This is a genomic window from Streptomyces sp. NPDC111520 (genome assembly GCF_055635295.1).
Genome location: NZ_JBVKBW010000017.1, coordinates 74,018 through 94,913, shown reverse-complemented (window position 1 = coordinate 94,913; position 20,896 = coordinate 74,018). Strand labels below are relative to the sequence as shown.

Annotated in this window: 22 protein-coding genes; 14 read left to right on the top strand and 8 right to left on the bottom strand. The window is 73.2% G+C overall.

Annotated features, from left to right (window positions below; translation table 11 throughout):
• Nucleotides 1–38 precede the first annotated feature (38 nt).
• Complete coding sequence (locus ACZ7MY_RS32725; RefSeq protein ID WP_499607017.1) at nt 39–986, top strand: DMT family transporter; 948 nt, start codon at nt 39–41, stop codon at nt 984–986.
• 8 nt (nt 987–994) lie between these two features.
• Here ACZ7MY_RS32725 and ACZ7MY_RS32720 read toward each other — a convergent pair whose 3' ends face one another.
• Nucleotides 995–2,107: a magnesium and cobalt transport protein CorA gene (locus ACZ7MY_RS32720; protein WP_499607014.1), complete on the bottom strand. Its 1,113-nt coding sequence runs from the start codon at nt 2,105–2,107 to the stop codon at nt 995–997.
• A 436-nt stretch (nt 2,108–2,543) separates the two neighbouring features.
• Between ACZ7MY_RS32720 and ACZ7MY_RS32715 the strand changes: the two genes are divergently transcribed.
• From ACZ7MY_RS32715 to ACZ7MY_RS32700, 4 genes are all read left to right on the top strand, one after another.
• Nucleotides 2,544–3,134: a suppressor of fused domain protein gene (locus tag ACZ7MY_RS32715; RefSeq protein WP_499607011.1), complete on the top strand. Its 591-nt coding sequence runs from the start codon at nt 2,544–2,546 to the stop codon at nt 3,132–3,134.
• Nucleotides 3,135–3,298: 164 nt separating this feature from the next.
• Nucleotides 3,299–3,937 carry a DUF6758 family protein gene (locus ACZ7MY_RS32710; RefSeq protein ID WP_026251441.1) on the top strand — a complete coding sequence of 213 codons (639 nt, stop codon included), beginning with the start codon at nt 3,299–3,301 and terminating at the stop codon, nt 3,935–3,937.
• 82 nt (nt 3,938–4,019) lie between these two features.
• Nucleotides 4,020–4,886, top strand: a complete 867-nt coding sequence (locus tag ACZ7MY_RS32705) for a PHP domain-containing protein (protein WP_499607009.1) — start codon at nt 4,020–4,022, stop codon at nt 4,884–4,886.
• A gap of 73 nt (nt 4,887–4,959) precedes the next feature.
• Entirely contained in the window at nt 4,960–5,574 is a 615-nt protein-coding gene (locus tag ACZ7MY_RS32700; protein ID WP_499607007.1) for a MarC family protein, read from the top strand.
• A 107-nt stretch (nt 5,575–5,681) separates the two neighbouring features.
• On the opposite strand, the gene ACZ7MY_RS32695 is transcribed toward ACZ7MY_RS32700, so the two are convergent.
• Nucleotides 5,682–5,822 carry a DUF8834 family protein gene (locus ACZ7MY_RS32695; protein ID WP_086020735.1) on the bottom strand — a complete coding sequence of 47 codons (141 nt, stop codon included), beginning with the start codon at nt 5,820–5,822 and terminating at the stop codon, nt 5,682–5,684.
• A gap of 233 nt (nt 5,823–6,055) precedes the next feature.
• Here ACZ7MY_RS32695 and ACZ7MY_RS32690 point away from each other — a divergent pair, with 233 nt between their 5' ends.
• Nucleotides 6,056–6,964 carry an NYN domain-containing protein gene (locus ACZ7MY_RS32690; protein WP_499607005.1) on the top strand — a complete coding sequence of 303 codons (909 nt, stop codon included), beginning with the start codon at nt 6,056–6,058 and terminating at the stop codon, nt 6,962–6,964.
• A 7-nt stretch (nt 6,965–6,971) separates the two neighbouring features.
• On the opposite strand, the gene ACZ7MY_RS32685 is transcribed toward ACZ7MY_RS32690, so the two are convergent.
• Together ACZ7MY_RS32685 and ACZ7MY_RS32680 are read right to left on the bottom strand one after the other, a co-directional pair.
• Nucleotides 6,972–7,886, bottom strand: coding sequence for an alpha/beta fold hydrolase (locus tag ACZ7MY_RS32685; protein WP_499607003.1), 915 nt, complete (start codon nt 7,884–7,886; stop codon nt 6,972–6,974).
• 130 nt (nt 7,887–8,016) lie between these two features.
• Nucleotides 8,017–9,702: a DEAD/DEAH box helicase gene (locus tag ACZ7MY_RS32680; protein ID WP_499607221.1), complete on the bottom strand. Its 1,686-nt coding sequence runs from the start codon at nt 9,700–9,702 to the stop codon at nt 8,017–8,019.
• Nucleotides 9,703–10,180: 478 nt separating this feature from the next.
• On the opposite strand from ACZ7MY_RS32680, the gene ACZ7MY_RS32675 reads away from it, so the two are divergent.
• Nucleotides 10,181–10,915, top strand: coding sequence for a ferritin-like fold-containing protein (locus ACZ7MY_RS32675; RefSeq protein ID WP_499607000.1), 735 nt, complete (start codon nt 10,181–10,183; stop codon nt 10,913–10,915).
• Between the two features lie 19 nt (nt 10,916–10,934).
• On the opposite strand, the gene ACZ7MY_RS32670 is transcribed toward ACZ7MY_RS32675, so the two are convergent.
• The 4 genes from ACZ7MY_RS32670 to ACZ7MY_RS32655 form a co-directional block, all read right to left on the bottom strand.
• Nucleotides 10,935–11,210 (bottom strand): hypothetical protein, encoded by a 276-nt coding sequence (locus tag ACZ7MY_RS32670; protein WP_499606997.1) that lies wholly within the window; start codon nt 11,208–11,210, stop codon nt 10,935–10,937.
• A 165-nt stretch (nt 11,211–11,375) separates the two neighbouring features.
• Nucleotides 11,376–11,606, bottom strand: a complete 231-nt coding sequence (locus ACZ7MY_RS32665) for a DUF3107 domain-containing protein (RefSeq protein WP_431960353.1) — start codon at nt 11,604–11,606, stop codon at nt 11,376–11,378.
• Nucleotides 11,607–11,736: 130 nt separating this feature from the next.
• Entirely contained in the window at nt 11,737–12,372 is a 636-nt protein-coding gene (locus tag ACZ7MY_RS32660) for a TetR/AcrR family transcriptional regulator (protein ID WP_499606995.1), read from the bottom strand.
• A gap of 100 nt (nt 12,373–12,472) precedes the next feature.
• Nucleotides 12,473–12,691: a hypothetical protein gene (locus ACZ7MY_RS32655; protein ID WP_202470921.1), complete on the bottom strand. Its 219-nt coding sequence runs from the start codon at nt 12,689–12,691 to the stop codon at nt 12,473–12,475.
• A 186-nt stretch (nt 12,692–12,877) separates the two neighbouring features.
• Between ACZ7MY_RS32655 and ACZ7MY_RS32650 the strand changes: the two genes are divergently transcribed.
• The 7 genes from ACZ7MY_RS32650 to ACZ7MY_RS32620 all read left to right on the top strand — a co-directional run bounded on the left by ACZ7MY_RS32650 (nt 12,878) and on the right by ACZ7MY_RS32620 (nt 20,835).
• Nucleotides 12,878–13,846: an alpha/beta fold hydrolase gene (locus ACZ7MY_RS32650; RefSeq protein WP_499606993.1), complete on the top strand. Its 969-nt coding sequence runs from the start codon at nt 12,878–12,880 to the stop codon at nt 13,844–13,846.
• Nucleotides 13,847–13,850: 4 nt separating this feature from the next.
• Entirely contained in the window at nt 13,851–15,248 is a 1,398-nt protein-coding gene (locus tag ACZ7MY_RS32645; RefSeq protein WP_499606991.1) for a DUF3152 domain-containing protein, read from the top strand.
• Nucleotides 15,249–15,288: 40 nt separating this feature from the next.
• A complete protein-coding gene (locus ACZ7MY_RS32640; RefSeq protein ID WP_499606988.1) occupies nt 15,289–15,405 on the top strand; it encodes an Ms4533A family Cys-rich leader peptide in 117 nt (38 codons plus the stop codon).
• Nucleotides 15,406–15,565: 160 nt separating this feature from the next.
• Nucleotides 15,566–17,278, top strand: a complete 1,713-nt coding sequence (locus ACZ7MY_RS32635) for an ABC transporter substrate-binding protein (RefSeq protein ID WP_499606985.1) — start codon at nt 15,566–15,568, stop codon at nt 17,276–17,278.
• On the top strand, nt 17,244–18,227 hold the full coding sequence (locus ACZ7MY_RS32630) for an ABC transporter permease (protein WP_499606983.1): 984 nt from the start codon (nt 17,244–17,246) through the stop codon (nt 18,225–18,227). The genes ACZ7MY_RS32635 and ACZ7MY_RS32630 overlap by 35 nt, the downstream gene beginning before the upstream one ends.
• On the top strand, nt 18,224–19,222 hold the full coding sequence (locus tag ACZ7MY_RS32625; protein ID WP_499606981.1) for an ABC transporter permease: 999 nt from the start codon (nt 18,224–18,226) through the stop codon (nt 19,220–19,222). Before ACZ7MY_RS32630 ends, ACZ7MY_RS32625 begins: the two co-directional genes overlap by 4 nt.
• Nucleotides 19,219–20,835, top strand: coding sequence for a dipeptide ABC transporter ATP-binding protein (locus tag ACZ7MY_RS32620; protein ID WP_499606978.1), 1,617 nt, complete (start codon nt 19,219–19,221; stop codon nt 20,833–20,835). Before ACZ7MY_RS32625 ends, ACZ7MY_RS32620 begins: the two co-directional genes overlap by 4 nt.
• Nucleotides 20,836–20,896: the final 61 nt, after the last annotated feature.

The window sequence follows — 20,896 nt, the reverse complement described above, 5'->3', positions numbered from 1 at the left end:
AGGAGGTCACCGCCCCGCCCGCCCCGAGGAGACCCCGCGTGTCCGCCGCGCCGCCCGCCAGAACCACGCCCGCCGCACCGAAGGCGGACGCCGCGTCCGGCACGGTCCCGCACGGGAAGGCGCCGCTGGACTTCACGCTCCTCGCCGTCGCCATCGCCGGCGTCTCGCTGTCCGCCCCGCTGATCGCCGCGACCGCCGCGCCCGCGCTGGCCATCGCCTTCTGGCGGAACGCCATGGCCGTCGGGGTGCTGAGCCCCTTCGCCTGGCTGCGGCACCGGCGGGAGCTGCTGGGGATGGGCCGCCGGGCCTTCGGGCTCTCGCTCGCCTCCGGTCTGGTGCTGGCACTGCACTTCGGGCTGTGGCTGCCGAGCCTGACCATGACCTCGGTGGCGTCCTCCACGGCTCTCGGCACCACCACGCCGGTGTGGACCACCCTGATCCTGTTGATGCGCGGTCACCGCCCGCCCCGGATGGTGTGGCTGGGCTCCGCCCTCGCAGTTGCCGGCGTGGTGCTGCTGACCGGCGTCGACCTGTCGCTGTCGCCGCGCGCCCTGGCCGGGGACGCGCTGGCGCTGGGCGGCGGCATCGCGGCGGCCGGCTACGTCCTGCTCGGCGCGGAGGTCCGACGGACCGTCAGCACGACCGCGTACACCTACGTCTGCTACTCCACCACGGCCGTGGCCCTGCTCGCCGTCTGCCTGGCCTCGGGCTCCTCGCTCGGCGGCTACGACGGCGGCACCTGGGCCAAGCTGATCGCCCTGACGGTGGCCGCGCAGCTGCTCGGCCACAGCCTGCTCAACCGTGTGGTGCGCGGGCTCGGGGCGTCGACCACGTCCACGGCGATCCTGCTGGAGACGCCGGGCGCCGCCCTGGTGGCGGCGGTCTGGCTGGGCCAGACCCCGCCCGCGGCGGCCTACCCGGCGCTCGCGGTGATCCTCGCCGGACTCGCCCTGGTGATCCTGGCCGACCGCAGGAAGGCCGGTTAGCGCCGGCCCTACAGCCAGCCGTTGCGGCGCAGGATGCGGTGGATCGCGAAGCAGATCCCGCCGATGGCGACCAGCACCATCGGGTAGCCGAACCTCCAGCGCAGCTCGGGCATGTAGTCGAAGTTCATCCCGTACACGCCGCAGATCATGGTAGGGACGGCGATGATCGCCGCCCAGGAGGTGATCTTGCGCATGTCCTCGTTCTGCGCGACGGCCGCCTGGGCGAGGTTGGCCTGCAGGATCGAGTTGAGCAGGTCGTCGAAGCCGACCACCATCTCGTGGACGCGGGCGACGTGGTCGGCGACGTCCCGGAAGTACTTCTGGATCTCCGGGTCCACCACGCGCATCGGCCGCTCGCTGAGCATCTGCATCGGGCGCAGCAGCGGGGAGACGGCCCGCTTGAACTCCAGCACCTCGCGCTTGAGCTGGTAGATGCGCCCGGCGTCGGTGGCGCGCGGGGACTTGCCCTGGGCGGAGAAGACGTCGATCTCCACCTCGTCGATGTCGTCCTGGACGGCCTCGCTGACCGCCAGGTAGTCGTCGACGACCTGGTCGGCGATGGCGTGCAGCACGGCGGAGGGACCCTTGGCGAGCAGGTCCGGGTCGTCCTCGAGACGGTGCCGCAGGGCGCGCAGCGAGCCGTGGCCGCCGTGCCGGACGGTGATGACGAACTGCCGGCCGGTGAAGACCATCACCTCGCCGCTCTCCACCACCTCGCTGGTGGCGGTCAGTTCGGCGTGCTCGACGTAGCGGATGGTCTTGAAGACCATGAAGAGCGTGTCGTCGTAGCGCTCCAGCTTGGGCCGCTGGTGGGCGTGGACGGCGTCCTCCACGGCCAGCGGGTGGAGCCCGAACACCTCGGCGATCTCCGCGAACTCCCGCTCCGACGGCTCGTGCAGGCCGATCCACACGAAGCCGTCGCCGCCGCGCACCTTCTCCAGGGCCTCGCGCGGCGAGATGTGGTCGCTGCCGCGGCGGCCGTCCCGGTAGACGGCGCAGTCCACGACCGAGCTGGGCGTGGCCGACGAGGTGCGGGAGCGGTCCGGGCCGTAGTCGTATGACGTGCTGCTCTTGCGCAGGGCGGGGCGGACGACTGCGCGCAGGTCGCGGATCATCGACATGGCAAGCTCCTTCACGGACTGGCCGGGCTGAAATGCGGATCAGGGCAGGGGTGATCACCTTTGATCACTGCGCAGTTCAGGAGCTCTTCCGGAGGCGGCAGGGTGACCCGGACAGGTCCCGGGAGCGGGCACGCGGCGATGTCACGCGATCGCGCTCGCGGGAAATTCCGGGATTCCCCGGCGGTTCCGTGGTTCTTTGGTTTCAGGCCCGGACGACCGGGTACGGAACGCTGGGGATCAGGAGGGTTGCCGGGCGGAAGAGCTGCCGGTACTGCACGGTCGACTGGGATCCATTGCAGCCCCACCTCCTCCGGCCGATCCCCGCTGGGGGATGATGTGCACGCCTCAAGGGGCGTAGCCGACGGCCCACCTTATCAGGCGGCCCACGGGCGAAGCCGCGGCTTTGCACGTTCCATACGCGCTCTATGCTCACCCCATGGTCGACGTACTGGGGCTCGTTGAGGCGCGGCTGCGCATGGCCTTCGGTGAACCGGACGCCCGCGCCGCGGTCACCTTCCTGGGCGCCGAACGGATCGAGGTGCTCCGTTTCCGCGACGGTGAGCTGCTGCGGTACGTGACCCTCGGCATGTCGCGCGCGCCGATGAACGATCCCGTCGCCGTCGTCGCGGACCTCGTGCGCGGACCCCGCGCGGAGTTCGTGCTCACCCTGCGCGGCGGGCGCGGCGCCGACACCGACAAGGTCCTGCGGCCGCTCGCCGTACTGGCCGCCGGCCCCCAGGTCGAGGGCGTCGTCGTCGCGCCGGGGAACTCGCTGGACCTTGGCGAACCGCTGTGGCCCGGGGCGGCGTTCTCGGCCGTCTTGGTCGCCGAGCCCGGCGGTCTCGTGGAGGACCTGGAACTCGACGCCCCGATGGACCCGGTCCGCTTCTTCCCGCTGCTGCCGATGACGCCGAACGAGGCCGCCTGGAAGCGGGTGCGCGGCGCGGGGGCGCTCCAGGAGCGCTGGCTGCAGGCGGGGACCGACCTGCGCGACCCGCTGCGCGCGACGGTCGCGCTGACGGACTGAGCCCGGGCGGTCCGTGACGCCCCCTCAGACGGGCCCCGCGGGCGACGCCCCGGCCGGCCGGTGTGGCCGGTGGGGGAGGTGTGCCGTACGACGGCGCCACGCGCCGGACTCGGACGGGTGATCGTCCTTGACGCGGGCACGCCGCGGGAGGACCGTGGGGCGTTATGAGAGGCGAACCCAGTTGCCCGAAGTGCGGTGGCCGGGTCCGAGCACCCGGGCTCTTCGCCGACTCCTGGCAGTGCGACGAGCACGGCGCCGTGTACCCGTTGCAGCCTGTCGTCCCGCCGAGCGTGGAAGCCCTCGGCGTGGTCGTGAGCCGGTCACGCGTCCCGGTGTGGATGCCCTGGCCCCTGCCGGTCGGCTGGCTCTTCACCGGGGTGGCGTCCGCCGGGGACGACCGCAGCGGCGGACGGGCCACGGCGGTGGCGTGCTCGGGGCCGGGGCCGCTCGGCGGTCAGGGCGAGATGGTGCTGGTGGCGGAGGAGCTCGGGGTCGGGCTCGGGGCGAGGTTCGCCGGGATCCCGGGGCCGGACCCCGGACCGGCGATGTGCCTCGGCAAGCCGCCGGCCGCCAAGGTGATCGCGGCCGGCCGGCCGACCGGCCTGTGGCACGTGAACGGGACGCCACCGGACCGGGCGGTCTTCGCGGGGGAGTCCTTCGGGCTCTGGCTGTGGGCGATCGTGTGGCCGGAGGAGTCGGGCCTGCTCATGTACGACGAGCTGATACTGACCGATCTGCGCGAGGCCGGCGCCGAAGTCGATCTCGTTCCGTGCGGGGCGCTCTCCCCTCGCCTGCTCTCCTGAGATTCAGAGGTTGGCCGGACAGTTATCCTGGTAATCACAACCCCCGAATCCGTCCGAGCACCGAGCGCCTGGAGTGACCTGAGTGCGAATCGACCTGCACACCCACTCCACGGCCTCCGACGGCACGGACACCCCCGCGGAACTGGTCCGGGCCGCGGCCGCGGCCGGCCTGGACGTCGTGGCCCTCACCGACCACGACACCGTCGGCGGCCACGCCGAGGCCGAGAAGGCGCTGGCCGAGCTGCACGCCGCGGGCGTCGCGGCACCGGCCCTGGTCACCGGCGCCGAACTCTCCTGCCGCATCGACGGGGTGAGCCTGCACATGCTCGCCTACCTCTTCGACCCGCAGGAGCCCGAGCTCCACCGGGAACGCGAACTCGTACGCGACGACCGGGTGCCCCGCGCGCAGGCCATGGTCGCCCGGCTCCGTGAGTACGGCGTGCCGGTGACCTGGGAGCGCGTCGCCCGGATCGCCGGCGACGGCGCCGTGGGCCGGCCGCACATCGCCCAGGCGCTGATCGAGGCGGGACTGGTGGACAGCATCGCCGAGGCGTTCACCCCCGAGTGGATCGGGCCGGGCGGGCGCGCCTACGCCGAGAAGCACGAACTCGACCCCTTCGAGGCGGTCCGGCTCGTCAGGAACGCGGGCGGGGTGACCGTCTTCGCCCATCCCGCCGCCGTCAAGCGCGGCACCTGCGTGCCCGAGAGCGTCATCCACGACCTGGCCGCGGCCGGGCTGGACGGCATCGAGGTGGACCACCTGGACCACGACGGGCCGACCCGCGCCCACCTGCGCTCCCTCGCCGCCGAGCTGGGACTGCTCACCACCGGGTCCAGCGACTACCACGGCACCCGCAAGACCGTCCGGCTCGGCGAGCACACCACCGACCCCGAGGTCTACCGGGAGATCGTCCGCCGGGCCACCGGCGCGGCGCCGATCACCCCGTGAACCGCTGAGCGGCCGGAACCGCCGGCTCCCGAACATCCCCCCACCCCCCTGTCACCGCACCACCGCTAGGCCCATGGATCTTTTCTCCCTCACCCTGTTCGGCTCGGTCTTCGTCACGCTCTTCGTGATCATGGACCCGCCCGGGATCACCCCGATATTCCTCGCCCTCACCTCCGGCCGCGCGGCCAAGGTCCAGCGCCGCATGGCCTGGCAGGCCGCCGGCGTCGCCCTGGGCGTCATCACCGTCTTCGGCATCTGCGGCCAGCAGATCCTCGACTACCTGCACGTCTCGGTGCCGGCCCTGATGATCGCCGGCGGCCTGCTCCTGCTGCTCATCGCCCTCGACCTGCTCACCGGCAAGGCGGACGAGCCCACCCAGACCAAGGACGTCAACGTCGCGCTGGTGCCGCTGGGCATGCCGCTGCTCGCCGGGCCGGGCGCGATCGTCACCGTGATCCTCGCGGTGCAGCGCGCGCACGGGTTCGGGCAGCAGCTGTCGGTGTGGGTCGCCATCGCCGCGATGCACGTGGTGCTGTGGCTGACGATGCGTTACTCACTGGTGATCATCCGTCTGATCAAGGACGGCGGTGTGGTGCTGGTCACCCGGCTCTCGGGCATGCTGCTCTCCGCGATCGCGGTGCAGCAGATCGCCAACGGGGTCTTCGGCTTCATCCGCGGCGAGGGCTGACGGACCGTCGGCGCGATCCGGACGCGACGAGGGCCCCGTACCGTGATGTACGGGGCCCTTCGCGTTCATGGCGTCCGGCCGTGCGGCCACGCCGGGGTGACGGAGCCTTACTGGGCGGGGCGGATGTAGATGCGCTGGCCGATCGCGGCGGCCTGCTGGACGATCTGGTCGACGGAGGCGGCGTCCACGACCGTGCAGTCGACGGCACGGCCGTCCTGGTCGTTGAGGCGCATGATCTCGAAGCGCATGGTGTTCACGGCTTCTCCCTTCGCGTCCGGGCACTCCTCCATTGGAGTACGGGGCTGCTTCGCAGCCGTTACCTGCCGGGGTCATTCATGTATCAACAACAGTTGCCCCCGCGAAAACCTTCCCTGTCCTAAAGAAAATTTTTCCCACGCATCTACTGGCGGGTAGCCACCGGTACCGGCGGTCCTGGTTCCGGTTGTGTGTGCGGACGGAACCGCCGGACAATGTGATCTCTATGAACGACGACGCCCTTTCCGCCATCGCCGCCGGCATCGAGCGCACGAACGAGCTACTGCAGCGGGTGCTCGCCGAGGTCGCCACGACCCCGGCGACCCACGCCGTGTTCGTCGACGCCGGCTACGTGTACGCCGCGGCCGGTCGACTCGTCGCGGGCACCGAGGACCGGAGGGCCTTCGAACTCGACGCCGAGGGCATCATCGAGGCCTTCATCGACCGGGCCCGCACCCTGTTCGCCGACAGCCGCCTGCTGCGTGTCTACTGGTACGACGGGGCACGCCGCCGCATCCACACCGCCGAGCAGGAACGCATCGCCGAGCTCCCCGACGTCAAGGTGCGGCTCGGCAACCTCAACGCCAGCCGCCAGCAGAAGGGCGTCGACTCCCTGATCCGCAGCGACCTGGAGTCACTGGCCCGGCACCGCGCCATCAGCGACGCCGTCCTCATCGGGGGCGACGAGGACCTGGTGTCCGCGGTCGAGGCCGCCCAGGGCTACGGCGCCCGCGTCCACCTGTGGGGCATCGAGGCCGCCGACGGCCGCAACCAGGCCGACCCCCTGCTGTGGGAGGTCGACAGCCTGCGCACCCTCGACCTGGACTTCTGCAAGCCGTACATCACCCGGCGCACGGTCCCCGTCTACGGCGACGCGCCGATCCCCACCGGGCCCATCCCGTCCCGCGAGGACGTGCACTTCGTCGGGGCCCGGGTCGCCGCGCAGTGGCTGGCGACCCGCGGCCGCGACACCCTGGCCGAGCTGCTGCCCGGTCACCCGTACCTGCCGCCCGCCTTCGACCAGGAACTGCTCGTCGAGGCCGAGGGCATGCTCAACATCTCGCTGCGCGGCCACGCCGACCTGCGGCGCGTCCTGCGCGACGGCTTCTGGGAGCACCTGCAGGCGCGCCTGTAGGCCCCGGCTAGGCCTCCGCCCGGTCCTCCCCGGAGCCGGCGGTGGCCCAGAAGTCCAGGAGGGCGCGCGCGGTCGGGGCCGGCTGCTCGGCGTTCGGGGAGTGCTCGGCCCCCTCGACGACGACCCGGCGGGCGCCCAGGCGCTCGGCCATCGCGTCCAGCCACGGGACGGGCCAGGCGTGGTCCACCGTGCCGGAGATCACCAGCTTGGGGAGCGGGACCGCCGCGAGTTCGGCCACCCGGTCCGGCTCGTCGATCAGCTGCCGTCCGGTGACGACCAGCTGCTCCGGCACCGTCGCCAGCCAGCGGTCGTGCAGGAAGTCCTCGACCGGGCCCGTGGCGTTCGCCGTGCCTTCGAGGTCCTCCGCGTCCAGCTCGCGCATCGCGCGCCACACGCCCTCCATGTCCATCGCCGACAGCGCCCCCAGCAGCAGCTTCGTACGGGCCTGCTGCGCGGCCTCGATGGCCGCCGGACCGGAGCTCATCAGGGTCAGCGACGCCCAGGGCAGGGCGGCGCCCCCGCCGTGCGCGGCCAGGACGGCGGCGCGGACGACCAGGCCGCCCATCGAGTGCCCCAGCAGGTGCACCGGCTCACCGGCCGGGCCGGCCAGCGCGGCGGTCTGCGCGAGCACGTCGGCGGCCAGCTCGCCCTGTGCGTACGCCGTCTCGTTCCGCGGGCCGGGCGTCTCGTGCTGGCCCCGGCCGTCCACGGCGACGGTGCGGTAACCGGCCGCCGCGAGCGGCTCCAGCAGCGCGACGAAGTCCTCCTTGCTGCCGGTGAACCCGGGCACCAGCAGGGCGGTGCCGCGCCGCGGCGTGCCGGCCGGCGGGACGGCGTCCAGCACGGCGAAGGCGCCGCGGGCCGTCTCCAGCAGGTGCGCGGTGGCGTTCGGGGGCAGGGTCAGGAAGGGCGGTCGGCTCATGGGCCGAGGCTAGCCGTGCCGGATTGCCCCCACACGACGTGGGCCCCAACCCCGGACGCCGGGCGGGCGGAACGCCGACGGCCGGGCACCCCCGTCAGGGGCGCCCGGCCGTCGGCGGTACGGGTGCGCGTCAGCCGGTGGCCTCGTCGGCCGGCTTGGCCGTCCGCGTGCGGCGACGGCGGCGGACGGTCTTGGCCGCGCCCTCGCCCTCGGCGGGTGCCGCCTCGGGGGCCGTGGCCTCCGCCGCGGTCTCGGCGGCGACGGGAGCCTCGGCGGCGGTGGCGCCGGACCGGGTACGGCGGCGGCGCGGCGCCGGGACCTCCTCGGCCGCCGGGGCGGCCGCGACCGTCTCGGTGCCTGCCGTGCCCGCCGTGCCCGCCGTGCCTGCCGTGCCCGCCGCGGCCGCACGGGTGCGGCGACGACGGCGCGGGGCCGGGGCCTCGGTGGCCGGGGCCTCGACGGTCTCCACGACCGCCTCCGCCTCGGCGGGAGCCTCGCCGAGCGACTGCCCGCCGCGGGTGCGGCGGCGCTGGCGCGGCGTACGGGTGCGGGCCGGACGCTCCTCCGCCTCGGCGGAGGCGGCGGGGCCGGACTTGCGGCCGCCGCGGCCACGACCGCGGCCGCCGGTCTCGCCGAGGTCCTCGATCTCCTCGGCGTCGAGCCCGGCACGGGTGCGCTCCGCACGCGGCAGCACGCCCTTGGTGCCCTCGGGGATGCCGAGCAGCTCGTAGAGGTGGGCCGAGGTGGAGTACGTCTCCTCCGGCGCGTTGAACGGCAGGTCCAGCGCCTTGTTGATCAGCTGCCAGCGCGGGATGTCGTCCCAGTCGACCAGGGTGATCGCCGTGCCGGACGCGCCCGCGCGGCCGGTGCGGCCGATGCGGTGGAGGTAGGTCTTCTCGTCCTCCGGCGTCTGGTAGTTGATCACGTGCGTGACGCCCTCGACGTCGATGCCGCGGGCGGCGACGTCGGTGCAGACCAGGACGTCGACCTTGCCGTTGCGGAAGGCGCGCAGCGCCTGCTCGCGGGCGCCCTGGCCGAGGTCGCCGTGGACGGCGCCGGAGGCGAAGCCGCGGCGCTCGAGCTGCTCGGCGACGTCGGCGGCGGTGCGCTTGGTGCGGCAGAAGATCATCGCCAGGCCGCGGCCCTGCGCCTGCAGGACGCGGGAGACGAGCTCCGGCTTGTCCAGCGAGTGGGCGCGGAAGATGTGCTGGGTGATGTTGGCGACCGTCGCGCCCTCGTCGTCCGGCGAGGTGGCCCGGATGTGCGTGGGCTGCGACATGTAGCGACGGGCGAGACCGATGACGGCGCCCGGCATGGTCGCGGAGAAGAGCATCGTCTGCCGCTTGACCGGCAGCATGTCGATGATCTTCTCGACGTCGGGGAGGAAGCCCAGGTCCAGCATCTCGTCGGCCTCGTCCAGGACGAGCGAGCGGACGTGGCGCAGGTTGAGCTTCTTCTGGCCCGCCAGGTCCAGCAGGCGGCCCGGGGTGCCGACGACGACGTCGACGCCCTTCTTCAGGGCCTCGACCTGCGGCTCGTAGGCGCGGCCGCCGTAGATCGCCAGGACACGGACGTTGCGCACCTTGCCGGCGGTCAGCAGGTCGTTGGTGACCTGCTGGCACAGCTCACGGGTCGGGACGATGACCAGGGCCTGCGGACCGTCGACGACGTCCTCGGGCGTGGCCCGCCCGGCCTCGACGTCGACCGGCACGACGACCCGCTCCAGGAGCGGCAGGCCGAAGCCCAGGGTCTTGCCGGTGCCCGTCTTCGCCTGGCCGATGACGTCGTTGCCCGCGAGGGCGACCGGGAGCGTCATCTCCTGGATCGGGAAGGGAGTGGTGATGCCGACGGCCTCGAGGGCCTCGGCGGTCTCGGGGAGGATCCCCAGATCGCGGAAAGTCGTGGTGGTGGTCAGGATGCTGCCTCTTCTGGTTGGACGCGGCGCCGAGCGTTGTCCGGGGAGGGTCGGGCGCAAGTAACTGCGCTGACCGCGCGGAGTGTCGTCCGGCCGTTGATGGCCGAGGTGCGCGGGACCACTGCCCTCGTGCGCGCCGCGAAGCTGTCCCCCTCCATGTGAGGAGGGCGGTCGGTAGGAGCCGATCGGGCCACCGACCGGGCATCCATTCATGCGCGACCCGCCGGGTCACCTGGCGGGTCCATATCACTGTACCCCGGAATCACGCACCCGCGGCGGATGGATTTTCCGGTACGTGGGACAGGTCACCGCACCGCTCCCGCGCGGCGGGCCGCACGGGATGGTTGCCGCGCTGGTGGGGTTGGCTATTGTGCGCAGCATGGAGACGCCTGACACCCCCGCCGAGACCCCCGCCGAGACGACCATCGCCGCCAAGGACTGGGCCGCCGCCTCCGCGGACCCGCAGTACCGCGCGGCGGTCGTGGACCTGCTCGGGGCACTCGCCTACGGCGAACTGGCCGCCTTCGAGCGGCTCGCGGAGGACGCGAAGCTCGCACCGTCCCTGGCGGACAAGGCGGAGCTCGCGGCGATGGCGTCCGCCGAGTTCCACCACTTCGAGCAGCTCCGCGCGCGGCTCGCCACCATCGAGGCGGAGCCGACCGAGGCGATGCGCCCCTTCGCCGCCGCACTGGACGAGTTCCACCGCCAGACCGCGCCGTCGGACTGGCTGGAGGGCCTGGTCAAGGCGTACGTCGGCGACTCCATCGCGTCCGACTTCTACCGCGAGGTCGCCGCCCGGCTCGACACCGACACCCGCGAGCTGGTGCTGGCGGTGCTCGACGACACCGGCCACGCCTCCTTCGCGGTGGGCAAGGTGCGCTCCGCCATCGAGGCCGACCCCCGGGTCGGCGGGCGGCTCGCGCTGTGGGCGCGCCGGCTGATGGGCGAGGCGCTGTCGCAGGCGCAGCGCGTCGTGGCGGACCGGGACGCGCTCAGCACGATGCTGGTCGGCGGGGTCGCCGACGGCTTCGACCTGGCGGAGGTCGGCCGGATGTTCACCCGGATCACCGAGGCCCACACCAAGCGGATGGCGGCGCTGGGCCTGTCCGCCTGAGCCCTCCGGGCCGCACGGCTCAGGCCGTGCGCGGCGCGGACCGGCGGGTGCCGCGGGGCGGGCGCACCAGCAGCGAGAGCAGGGCGGCCGCCACCCCCACCGACACGGCGAGGTTGATCAGGAACCGGTCGGAACCGAGGACGGTACGGGTGATGAGGCCGCCCAGCACGGCGGCGACCACGCCCGTGGCGAGCACGAGCGTCGCCGCCGGAAGGCGGCGGCGGGGCAGCAGGCGCGTCGCGGCGTACGCGACGGACAGTCCGACGGCGGCGAACGCGAGCGCTTCCCACATCATCGTGCGGCCCCTCCCGGAGACTTCGGTCGCACGGGTCCTACCCCGCGGGCCCGCACGGCGAAACGGCGGGTCACCCCATTCGGGGGTGACCCGCCGTACGTACTCCCGTCACGGGAGCGGCGAGGCTGTGACCTGCCCCGGAGCGCCTGCCCCGGAGCACACGGCCTAGAGCTGGGCGCCGAAGCCGACCCGGCGGGCCGCCGGCTCGCCGATCTCGACGTAGGCCAGCCGGTCGGCCGGCACGAGCACGCGCTTGCCGTGCTCGTCGGTGAGGCTGAGCAGCTTGCCCGTGCCCGTCAGCGCCTCGGCGACGGCCTTCTCGACCTCCTCGGCCGTCTGCGCGCTCTCGATGATGATCTCGCGCGGCGCGTGCTGCACGCCGATCTTGACCTCCACGGCTTTGGTCCCTCCGAACGGTCTGCGGTGTGCGCGGTTGGAAATCGCGCCGTACGCAGGACACATTAGCCGCGCCCGGCAACCGGGCACCGGCGGACGGGCACGCCCAGAGCGAACAGGCCGGGGTCGGTCAGTGCTCGCTGCCGTGCAGCGGGAAGCCCGCGATGCCGCGCCAGGCCAGGGACGTCAGCAACTGCACCGCGGTGTCGCGGGGCATGGAGCTGCCGCTGGAGAGCCAGTAACGGGCCACCACCTGAGAGACGCCGCCGAGGCCGACGGCGAGCAGCATGGACTGCTCGGTGGTCAGCCCGGTGTCCTCCGCGATGACCTCGCTGATCGCCTCGGCGCACTGCAGCGCGACCTTGTCGACGCGCTCGCGGACGGCGGGCTCGTTGGTGAGGTCGGACTCGAAGACCAGGCGGAAGGCGCCGCCCTCGTCCTCCACGTACGCGAAGTACGCGTCCATGGTCGCCGCCACGCGCAGCTTGTTGTCGGTGGTGGAGGCCAGGGCGGTGCGCACCGCGTCCAGCAGGGCCTCGCAGTGCTGGTCCAGCAGGGCCAGGTAGAGCTCGAGCTTGCCGGGGAAGTGCTGGTAGAGCACGGGCTTGCTGACGCCCGCACGCTCGGCGATGTCGTCCATCGCGGCGGCGTGGTAGCCCTGGGCGACGAACACCTCCTGAGCCGCGCCCAGCAGCTGGTTCCTCCGGGCCCGGCGCGGCAGGCGCGTGCCGCGAGGGCGCGCCTCAGTCTGCTCGATGGCTGTCACGCCGCCTCCCAAGTGATGTCGTTCTGCGCTGCGGGTGCCATCGTACTTTTCGGTAGCGGGGGCATGCGCTGTGCGAACGCACATTCTCACCAAGTGGAACTCAGCGATAGTCGTCCTCGTCGAGTTCCACCACCCTGTGCTGCTCGGCGACGTCCGCCGGATCGGCGTCGTCCGGGCGTTCGGTGATCGGGACATCGCGGTGCTGCAGCAGTTCGAGGTGCTGTTCGGCGATGTCCGCCTCGGGCGCCTCGATGTCGGCCTCGGCGTCCTCCAGGTCGTCGATGACGTCGTCGTCGAAGGTCTCGATGTCGTCGGACACAAGCACCTCCCGTCTGGTCGTGCGCTGCCGTCCCCCGCTGCTACCCACTGTCCCCCTCTTTCCCCTTCTGCGAGCGTAGGAGACAGGGACGGGGTGTGCAGAGTGACGGGAGGGGCGCGAAATCCTCACGACGCGTGTGAGGGCGAACACACGAGCGTGCGCGTGATCACCTCGTAACATTGGCCCATGTCCTCGACGGAGTCATCCGAAGCCGCTCTCGCCGCCGTGCCCGTACCGCCTTCGGGAGCCGGAGCCGGGGACGGGGAGAAGGTCCGGACCGTGGCGTTGCCAGGGCGGACGGTGAGCGTGCGAGCGCGGGCGGAGCAGGCCGGAGGGCTGCCGCCCGCGCTCTTCGTCCACGGCCTGGGGGGCTCGTCCTCCAACTGGTCGGCGCTGATGCGGCTGCTCGCGGACCGGGTGTCGTGCGAGGCCCTCGACCTGCCCGGTTTCGGGTACTCGCCGCCGCCGGACGACGGCAACTACTCGATCGGGGGGCACGCGCGCGCCGTCGTGCGCCTGCTGGAGGCTTCCGGGCGCGGGCCCGTGCACCTCTTCGGCAACTCGCTGGGCGGAGCCGTCGCCACCAAGGTGGCCGCGGCCCGGCCCGACCTGGTCCGCACCCTGACGCTGATCTCGCCGGCCCTGCCGGAGGTGCCGCCCCGGCCCGGCGCCTGGCCGACCGCCTTCCTCGGGCTGCCCGGCGCGAGCGCGGTGGTCACCCGGGCCACCCGCGACTGGTCCGTGGAGCGGCGCACCAAGCAGTTGCTGGACCTCTGCTACGGGGACCCGTCGCAGGTCAGCGACGATTCCTTCGCCGAGCACGCCACGGAGTACGAGCGCAGGCTGGCGCTGCCCTACTTCTGGGACGCGCTCACCCGTTCGGCGCGCGGCATCGTCGACGCCTACACGCTCGGCGGCCAGCACAACCTGTGGCGGCAGGCCGAGCGGGTGCTCGCGCCGACGCTGCTGGTGTACGGCGGCCGGGACCGGCTCGTCTCCCCCCGGATGGCGTACCGTGCCGCCCGGACGTTCCGTGACGCGCGGCTGCTGACGCTCCCCGACAGCGGGCACGTCGCGATGATGGAGCACCCCGATGCGGTGGAGCGGGCCTTCCGCGAGCTGCTGGACGCCACGGACGCGCGGACGGATCACTGACTTCATGGGCAGGCACAGCGCACCGGGCGGCCGCGACGGCCGCCGCGACGACGTACCGGGCATAGCCGGCGGCGGTTCGGGCTCCGGCCGGCGCCGGCGTACCGGCCCGGCGGCGACGACCCCGCAGCGGCCGGGCGGGCCGGGCCAGGCGCCCGGTGGCCCCGTGCCGGGCGGCCGGGACGGCTTCCGGGCCGGCGATCCCGGGCACGGGGACGTCCCGGGCCACTCCCACCCCGAGCACCGGGAGCACTCGGCCTGGGGCCGGGCCGGTTCCTGGGCCCCGCCGCGCACACCGCGGGGCACCCGGCCCACCGAGCTGGCGGACGGCGCGCTGGGCACCGAGTACCCGGAGGACGAGGACCCCCTCGACGGGGGCGCCCGCACCGCGGCCCGGATAGCCGGCTTCCCGCGGCAGCGCCGGGCGCCCGGCGCTGCCGCGGGAGCACGGAACGTCCCCGGGCCGCGGAAGGACTTCGTCGCGGCCTTCGACGCCCCCTCCGTCCCCGCCGCCACTGAACCCGGGGCACCCGCCGGGGGCGCGGCGGAGGCCGGGGAGGCCGGGGAACCACCCGGACGGCCCAGGACGGCCGTCAGGACCCGGGCGCTCAGCGGCGCGGCCGCCGCGGCGGTCGTGACCGTGCTGGCCGTCGTCGTGGCGGGCCAGATGGCCGCCGGGGGTGAGAAGCGTCACCCGTCCGCCGCGGCGAAACCGGGCGGCAGCCGGGCCGCGGACGACTCCGCGTCCCGCTCCGAGGGCCGGGCCACCCCCTCCGGCTCACCCTCCGCGGTCGCCGCGCCGCTCACGTACGGCGAGGCCATGACCCGGGCCTACCCGCTCGACCAGGACCTGGGCCTGGCCGGGAAGTTCCAGACCGTGGGCGGCCACGAGAAGGCACCGGGCAAGGGCCGGCTGCTGCGGGTACGGGTGGACGTCGAGAAGGGGCTGCCGCTCAACGCCCGGCTCTTCGCGGACGCCGTCTACAAGACGCTGAACGACAAGCGCAGTTGGGCGCACGCCGGGGCCCGCACCTTCGAGCGGGTCTCAACGGGCCCCGCCGACATCGTGGTCACGCTGGCCAGTCCCGGCACCACGGCCACCTGGTGCGCCAAGTCCGGCCTGGACACCACGGTTGACAACGTGTCATGTGACGCGGCGTCGACCCCGCGCACGATGATCAACGCGTACCGCTGGGCCCAGGGCTCGGAGACCTACGGCCCGGACCGGATGCTCGACTACCGCGAGATGCTGATCAACCACGAGGTCGGGCACCGGCTCGGCTACGGCCATGTGCTCTGCCCCAAACAGGGCGCCCTCGCCCCGGTCATGATGCAGCAGACCAAATTCCTCTCCTACGGGGGCCTGACCTGCAAGCCCAACGCCTGGCCCTACCCCCGGGGCTAGCTTTTTGACATCGGGCGATTAATCGTTCAATGTTTTCGGCATGCCGCACAGCCCCGCCACCGACGACGACGCCAGCATCGAGCTGGCGCTCATCGGCGTGGCCGGGCACTGCGTGGCCGACATCCTGTGTCGGTGTTCCACGGTGCCGGGCGCGTAAAAGGGGCACGTTCCCCCCTCGCCCCGGACCTCTCCGCCCGTGGGCACAGTGCTCGACGCACGATCGATCCTTCCCGGCCTCCGCATGAGGCCGTCGCCGCTGCCTGCGGGCCTTCCACAGCCCTGCCCTCCTCATCTCGCAGCCGCGAAAGGGATCTTCGATGTCTCACCCGTCCGTCACACCCCGCCGCCTCGCGGCGGCCGCCGTCGTCCTCGCGATCACCGGTGGCGCCGCCGCCTGCGGCCCGGAGGACAGCGGGGCCAAGGCGGCCGACGGCAAGCCGGCCAAGGGCGGCACGCTGTACGTGCTCAACCAGTCCCCGCAGGAGGACTTCGACCCGGCGCGGCTCTACACCTCCGGCGGCGGCAACGTCCCCGGCCTGGTCTTCCGCACGCTGACCACCCGCAACCGGGAGGACGGCGCGGACGGCGCGAAGGTCGTCCCGGACCTCGCCACCGACACCGGCACGCCGAACGGGGACGCCACCGTCTGGACGTACCACCTCAAGGACGGCCTGAAGTACGAGGACGGCTCGCCCATCACCACCGCCGACATCAAGTACGGCATCGAGCGCTCCTTCGCCGCCGAACTGTCCGGCGGCGCCCCCTACCTGCGGGACTGGCTGACCGGCGGCAAGGACTACCAGGGCCCGTACAAGGACAAGGGCGGCCTGGACTCCATCGAGACCCCGGACGCGAAGACCATCGTCTTCCACCTGGACAAGCCCGAGGGCGACTTCCCGTTCCTGGCCACCCAGACCTCCTTCGCGCCGGTCCCGCAGGCCAAGGACACCGGCACCAAGTACGAGAACCACCCCTTCTCGTCCGGCCCCTACAAGGTCGTGTCGAACCAGAACGACGGCGAGCACCTGGTCCTGGAGCGCAACACCCACTGGGACCCGAAGACCGACGAGGAGCGCAAGGCCTACCCGGACCGCATCGACGTCCAGTCGGGTCTCGCCGCCGCCGTGATCAACCAGCGGCTGTCCTCCGGCGCCGGCAAGGACGCGGCCGCCGTCACCACCGACACCAACCTCACCGCCGCCGAACTCGCCAAGATCACCGGCGACAAGGAGCTGGCGAGCCGCGTCGGCACCGGCCACTTCGGCTACACCGACTACATCGCCTTCAACCCGAAGGTGAAGCCCTTCGACGACCCGAAGGTGCGTCAGGCCATCGCCTACGCGACCGACCGCACCACCGTCGTCAACGCCCTCGGCGGCTCCTCGCTCGCCGAGGCCGCCACCACCTTCCTCCCGGCGCAGGAGTCCTTCGGCCACACCCCGTACGACCCGTTCCCCGCGGGCCCGAACGGCAACGCCGCCAAGGCGAAGGAGCTGCTGAAGGAGGCCGGTTACGCGGACGGCCTGACCGTCACCCTCACCCACGACTCCGCCACCGGCGACGAGCAGGGCCCCGAGGTCGCCACCGCCCTCCAGGACGCGCTGAAGAAGGCCGGCATCACCGTCAAGCTCGAGGGCCTGGAGTCCAGCGCCTACAGCGAGAAGATCCACGGCCTGAAGACCGAGCCGGGCTTCTTCCTCACCGGCTGGGGCGCCGACTGGCCGTCCGGCGGTCCCTTCCTCGCCCCGATCTTCGACGGCCGGCAGATCGTCAAGGACGGCTACAACTTCAACAACGCGCAGCTGGACGACCCGGCCGTGAACAAGGAGATCGACGAGATCAACAAGCTCACCGACCTCCAGGCCGCCGCCACCCGCTGGGGCGCGCTGGACAAGAAGATCGGTGAGCAGGCGCTGACCGTGCCGCTGGTGCACCCCGTCTACAAGCGCCTGTACGGCAAGGACGTCAAGAACGTCGTCATCAGCGACTGGACCGGTGTCCTCGACGTCGCGCAGGTCGCGGTCAAGTGACCACCACCGACGTGCTCGCCGCGCCCGGCAGCTCTGGCGGCGGCTGCGCGCCCAGCGCGCCGCCCTCGCCGGCGTCGCCGTGATCGCCCTGCTCGTCCTGGTGGCCCTCGCCGCGCCGCTGCTCGCCGCCCTGGAGGGCCAGGACCCGGACGCCTACCACGCCTCGGCCGTCGACTCCGCCCTCGGCGGCGTCCCGCTCGGCTCCTTCGGCGGCGTGAGCGCCGACCACTGGCTCGGCGTCGAACCCGGCACCGGGCGCGACCTGTTCGCCCGGCTCGCCTACGGCGCCCGGATCTCGCTCGGCATCGGCCTCGCCGCCACCGTCGTCCAGGTCGTCATCGGGGTCGCGGTCGGCCTCGCCGCCGGACTCGGCAACCGCTTCCTGGACAACCTGCTCAGCCGGACCACCGACGTCATGCTGGCGCTGCCCACCCTGGTCTTCTCCATCGCCCTGCTGGCGATCGTGCCCGCCGGCTTCCCGCGGCCGGTGCTGCTGGTCCTCGTCCTCGGCCTGCTCGGCTGGGGCGGCACCTCCCGCATCGTCCGGGCCCAGACGCTCAGCCTGAAGTCCCTCGACTACGTGGCCGCCGCCCGGCTCGGCGGCGCCGGCCGCTGGCGGATCGCCCGCCGCGAACTGCTGCCCTCGCTGGCCGCGCCCGTGGTGACGTACAGCGCGCTGCTGGTGCCGTCCAACATCGCCTCGGAGGCCGGGCTGTCCTTCCTCGGCATCGGCGTCAAGCCGCCCACACCCTCCTGGGGACAGATGCTCTCCTCCGCGACCACCTGGTACCAGGCCGACCCGACGTACGTGCTGCTGCCCGCCGGCCTGATCTTCGTCACCGTCCTCGCGTTCACCGCGCTCGGCGACGGCGTGCGCACCGCCCTCGACCCGCGGGCGGGCAGCCGCCTGCGCGCCGTGACCCGCAGGCGGAAGGAGGCGCGCCCATGACGCTCCTCACCCGCTTCGCGCTGCGCCGCCTGCTGGCGGCGCTGCTCGTGCTGCTCGTGCTGAGCGTCGCGGTCTACGCGCTCTTCTACGTCCTGCCCGGCGACCCGGCCCGGCTGGCCTGCGGGCCCAAGTGCACCGCCGACCAGGTCGCCCAGGTCCGCACCCAGCTGGGCCTCGACGACCCCGCCTTCGCGCAGTACGCGCACTTCCTGCACGGCCTGTTCGCCGGTACCGACATCAGCACCGGCGTCGGCACCGAGCACTGCGGCGCCCCCTGCCTGGGCTTCTCGTACCAGAGCGGCGAACAGGTCACCTCCCTGCTCGCGCAGCGGCTGCCCGCCACCGCCTCGCTCTCCCTCGGCGCGATGGTGCTGTGGCTGGTCATCGGCGTCGGCACCGGTGTGCTCTCGGCGCTGCGCCACGGCGGGCTCACCGAACGGCTGCTGACCGCGGTCACCCTCGCGGGCAACGCCGTGCCGGTCTTCATCATCGGCATCCTGCTGATGCTGCTGTTCGTCTCGGTGCTGGGCTGGCTGCCCTTCCCGTCCTACGTCCCGCTGACCGAGGACCCCGAGCAGTGGGCCTGGAACCTGGTGCTGCCCTGGCTCTCGCTGGCCATCCTGGAGAGCGCCAAGTACGCCCGGCTGACCCGCGGATCGATGCTGGACACGCTCTCCGAGGACCACGTGCGCACCTTCCGCGCCTACGGCGTCCGCGAGCGCTCCGTCATCGGGCGCCACGCGCTGCGCGGCGCGCTGCCGCCGGTCATCGCGCTCACCGCGCTGGACCTCGGGACGATGTTCGGCGGCGCGGTGCTCACCGAGTCGCTCTTCGGCATCCCCGGCCTCGGCAAGAGCCTGGTGGACTCGGTGCGGACCGAGGACCTGCCGGTCGTCGTCGGGCTCGTGCTGGTCACCGGGTTCTTCGTGGTCCTCGCCAACGCCGTCGCGGACGTCCTGTACGCGGTGGCCGACCGACGGGTGGTGCTGGCATGACGTCACCGCTGATCGAGGTCGAGGACCTCACGATCGACTTCCCCACCGGCACGGGCACCGTGCGCGCCGTGGACGGGCTCTCCTTCTCCCTGGAACAGGGCGGGGCCCTGGGCATCGTCGGCGAGTCCGGCAGCGGCAAGAGCGCCACCGCCTTCACCCTGCTGGGACTGCACCGCGGCAGCGGGGCGCGGATCGGCGGCTCGGTGCGGGTGGCCGGCGTCGACGTCCTCACCGCGGGGGAGAAGGAACTGCGCGGCCTGCGCGGCGGGCTGGCGGCGATGGTCTTCCAGGACCCGCTGTCCTCGCTCGACCCCTACTTCGCGATCGGCGACCAGATCGCCGAGGTGTACCGGGTGCACCACCCGGGGGCGTCCCGGCGCGCGGCCCGCGCGCGGGCGGTCGAGGTGCTCGACCGGGTCGGCATCGCCGACGCCCCGCGGCGGGCCCGTTTCCGGCCGCACGAGTTCAGCGGCGGCATGCGCCAGCGGGCCCTCATCGCCATGGCGCTCGCCTGCGAGCCGCGGCTGCTCGTCGCCGACGAACCGACGACGGCGCTCGACGTCACCGTCCAGGCGCAGATCCTCGACCTGCTCGGCGACCTGCGCCAGGAGACCGGGATGGGGCTGCTGCTGGTCACGCACGACCTGGGCGTGGTGGCCGGGAGCGTCGACGAGGTCCTGGTCATGAAGGACGGCCGCGCCGTGGAGCGCGGACCGGTCGGCACGGTGCTGGGCGCGCCCCGGCAGCCGTACACCCGGAACCTGGTGGCCGCGGTCCCGCGGGTGGGGACGGCGCGGCCGCGCGGCGGCGTCACGGGCGAGGTGCTCCTCGAAGCCGTCGGCGTACGGCGGGAGTTCGGCCGGCGCGGCGCCCGGGTCGCGGCGGTCGACGGCGTCTCGCTCACCGTGCGCGCGGGCGAGACGCTCGGCGTCGTCGGGGAGAGCGGCAGCGGCAAGACCACGCTGGGACGGATGCTGGTGGGGCTCCTGGAGCCCACGGGCGGCGAACTGCGGCGGCCCGGCGTGCGCTCCGGCGCGGGCGCATCGGGGCTGCAGATGGTGTTCCAGGACCCGGTGTCCTCGCTCAACCCGCGGCGCAGCATCGGCGAGTCCGTCGCGGACCCGCTGCGGACGGCCGGCGTGCTCGACGACGCCGCGGTCACCGCCCGCGTGCGCGAACTGCTGGAACGGGTCGGACTCGACCCCGACTGGTACCACCGCTACCCGCACGAGTTCAGCGGCGGACAGCGGCAGCGCGTCGGCATCGCCCGGGCGCTGGCGCCCGAGCCGCGGCTGATCGTCTGCGACGAACCGGTCTCGGCGCTGGACGTCACGACGCAGGCGCAGGTCATCGGGCTGCTCGGCGAACTGCAGCGCGAGCTGGGTCTCGCGCTGGTCTTCATCGCCCACGACCTGGCCGTGGTGCGCCAGGTCAGCGACAACGTCGCGGTGATGCGGGCGGGCCGGGTCGTGGAGTACGGGCCCGCGGCGCAGGTCTACGAGGCGCCGGAGCACGAGTACACCAAGGGGCTGCTGGCGGCGGTCCCGGTCCTCGACCCGGAGGAGTCCGCCGCGCGGCGGGCCGCCCGCCGCGCCCTGGCACCCACCGCCTGACGCACGGCGGGGGCACGGCAGGCGTGCCGTCCCCCGGCGGCTGCGTCCGGGGCCGGCGGTG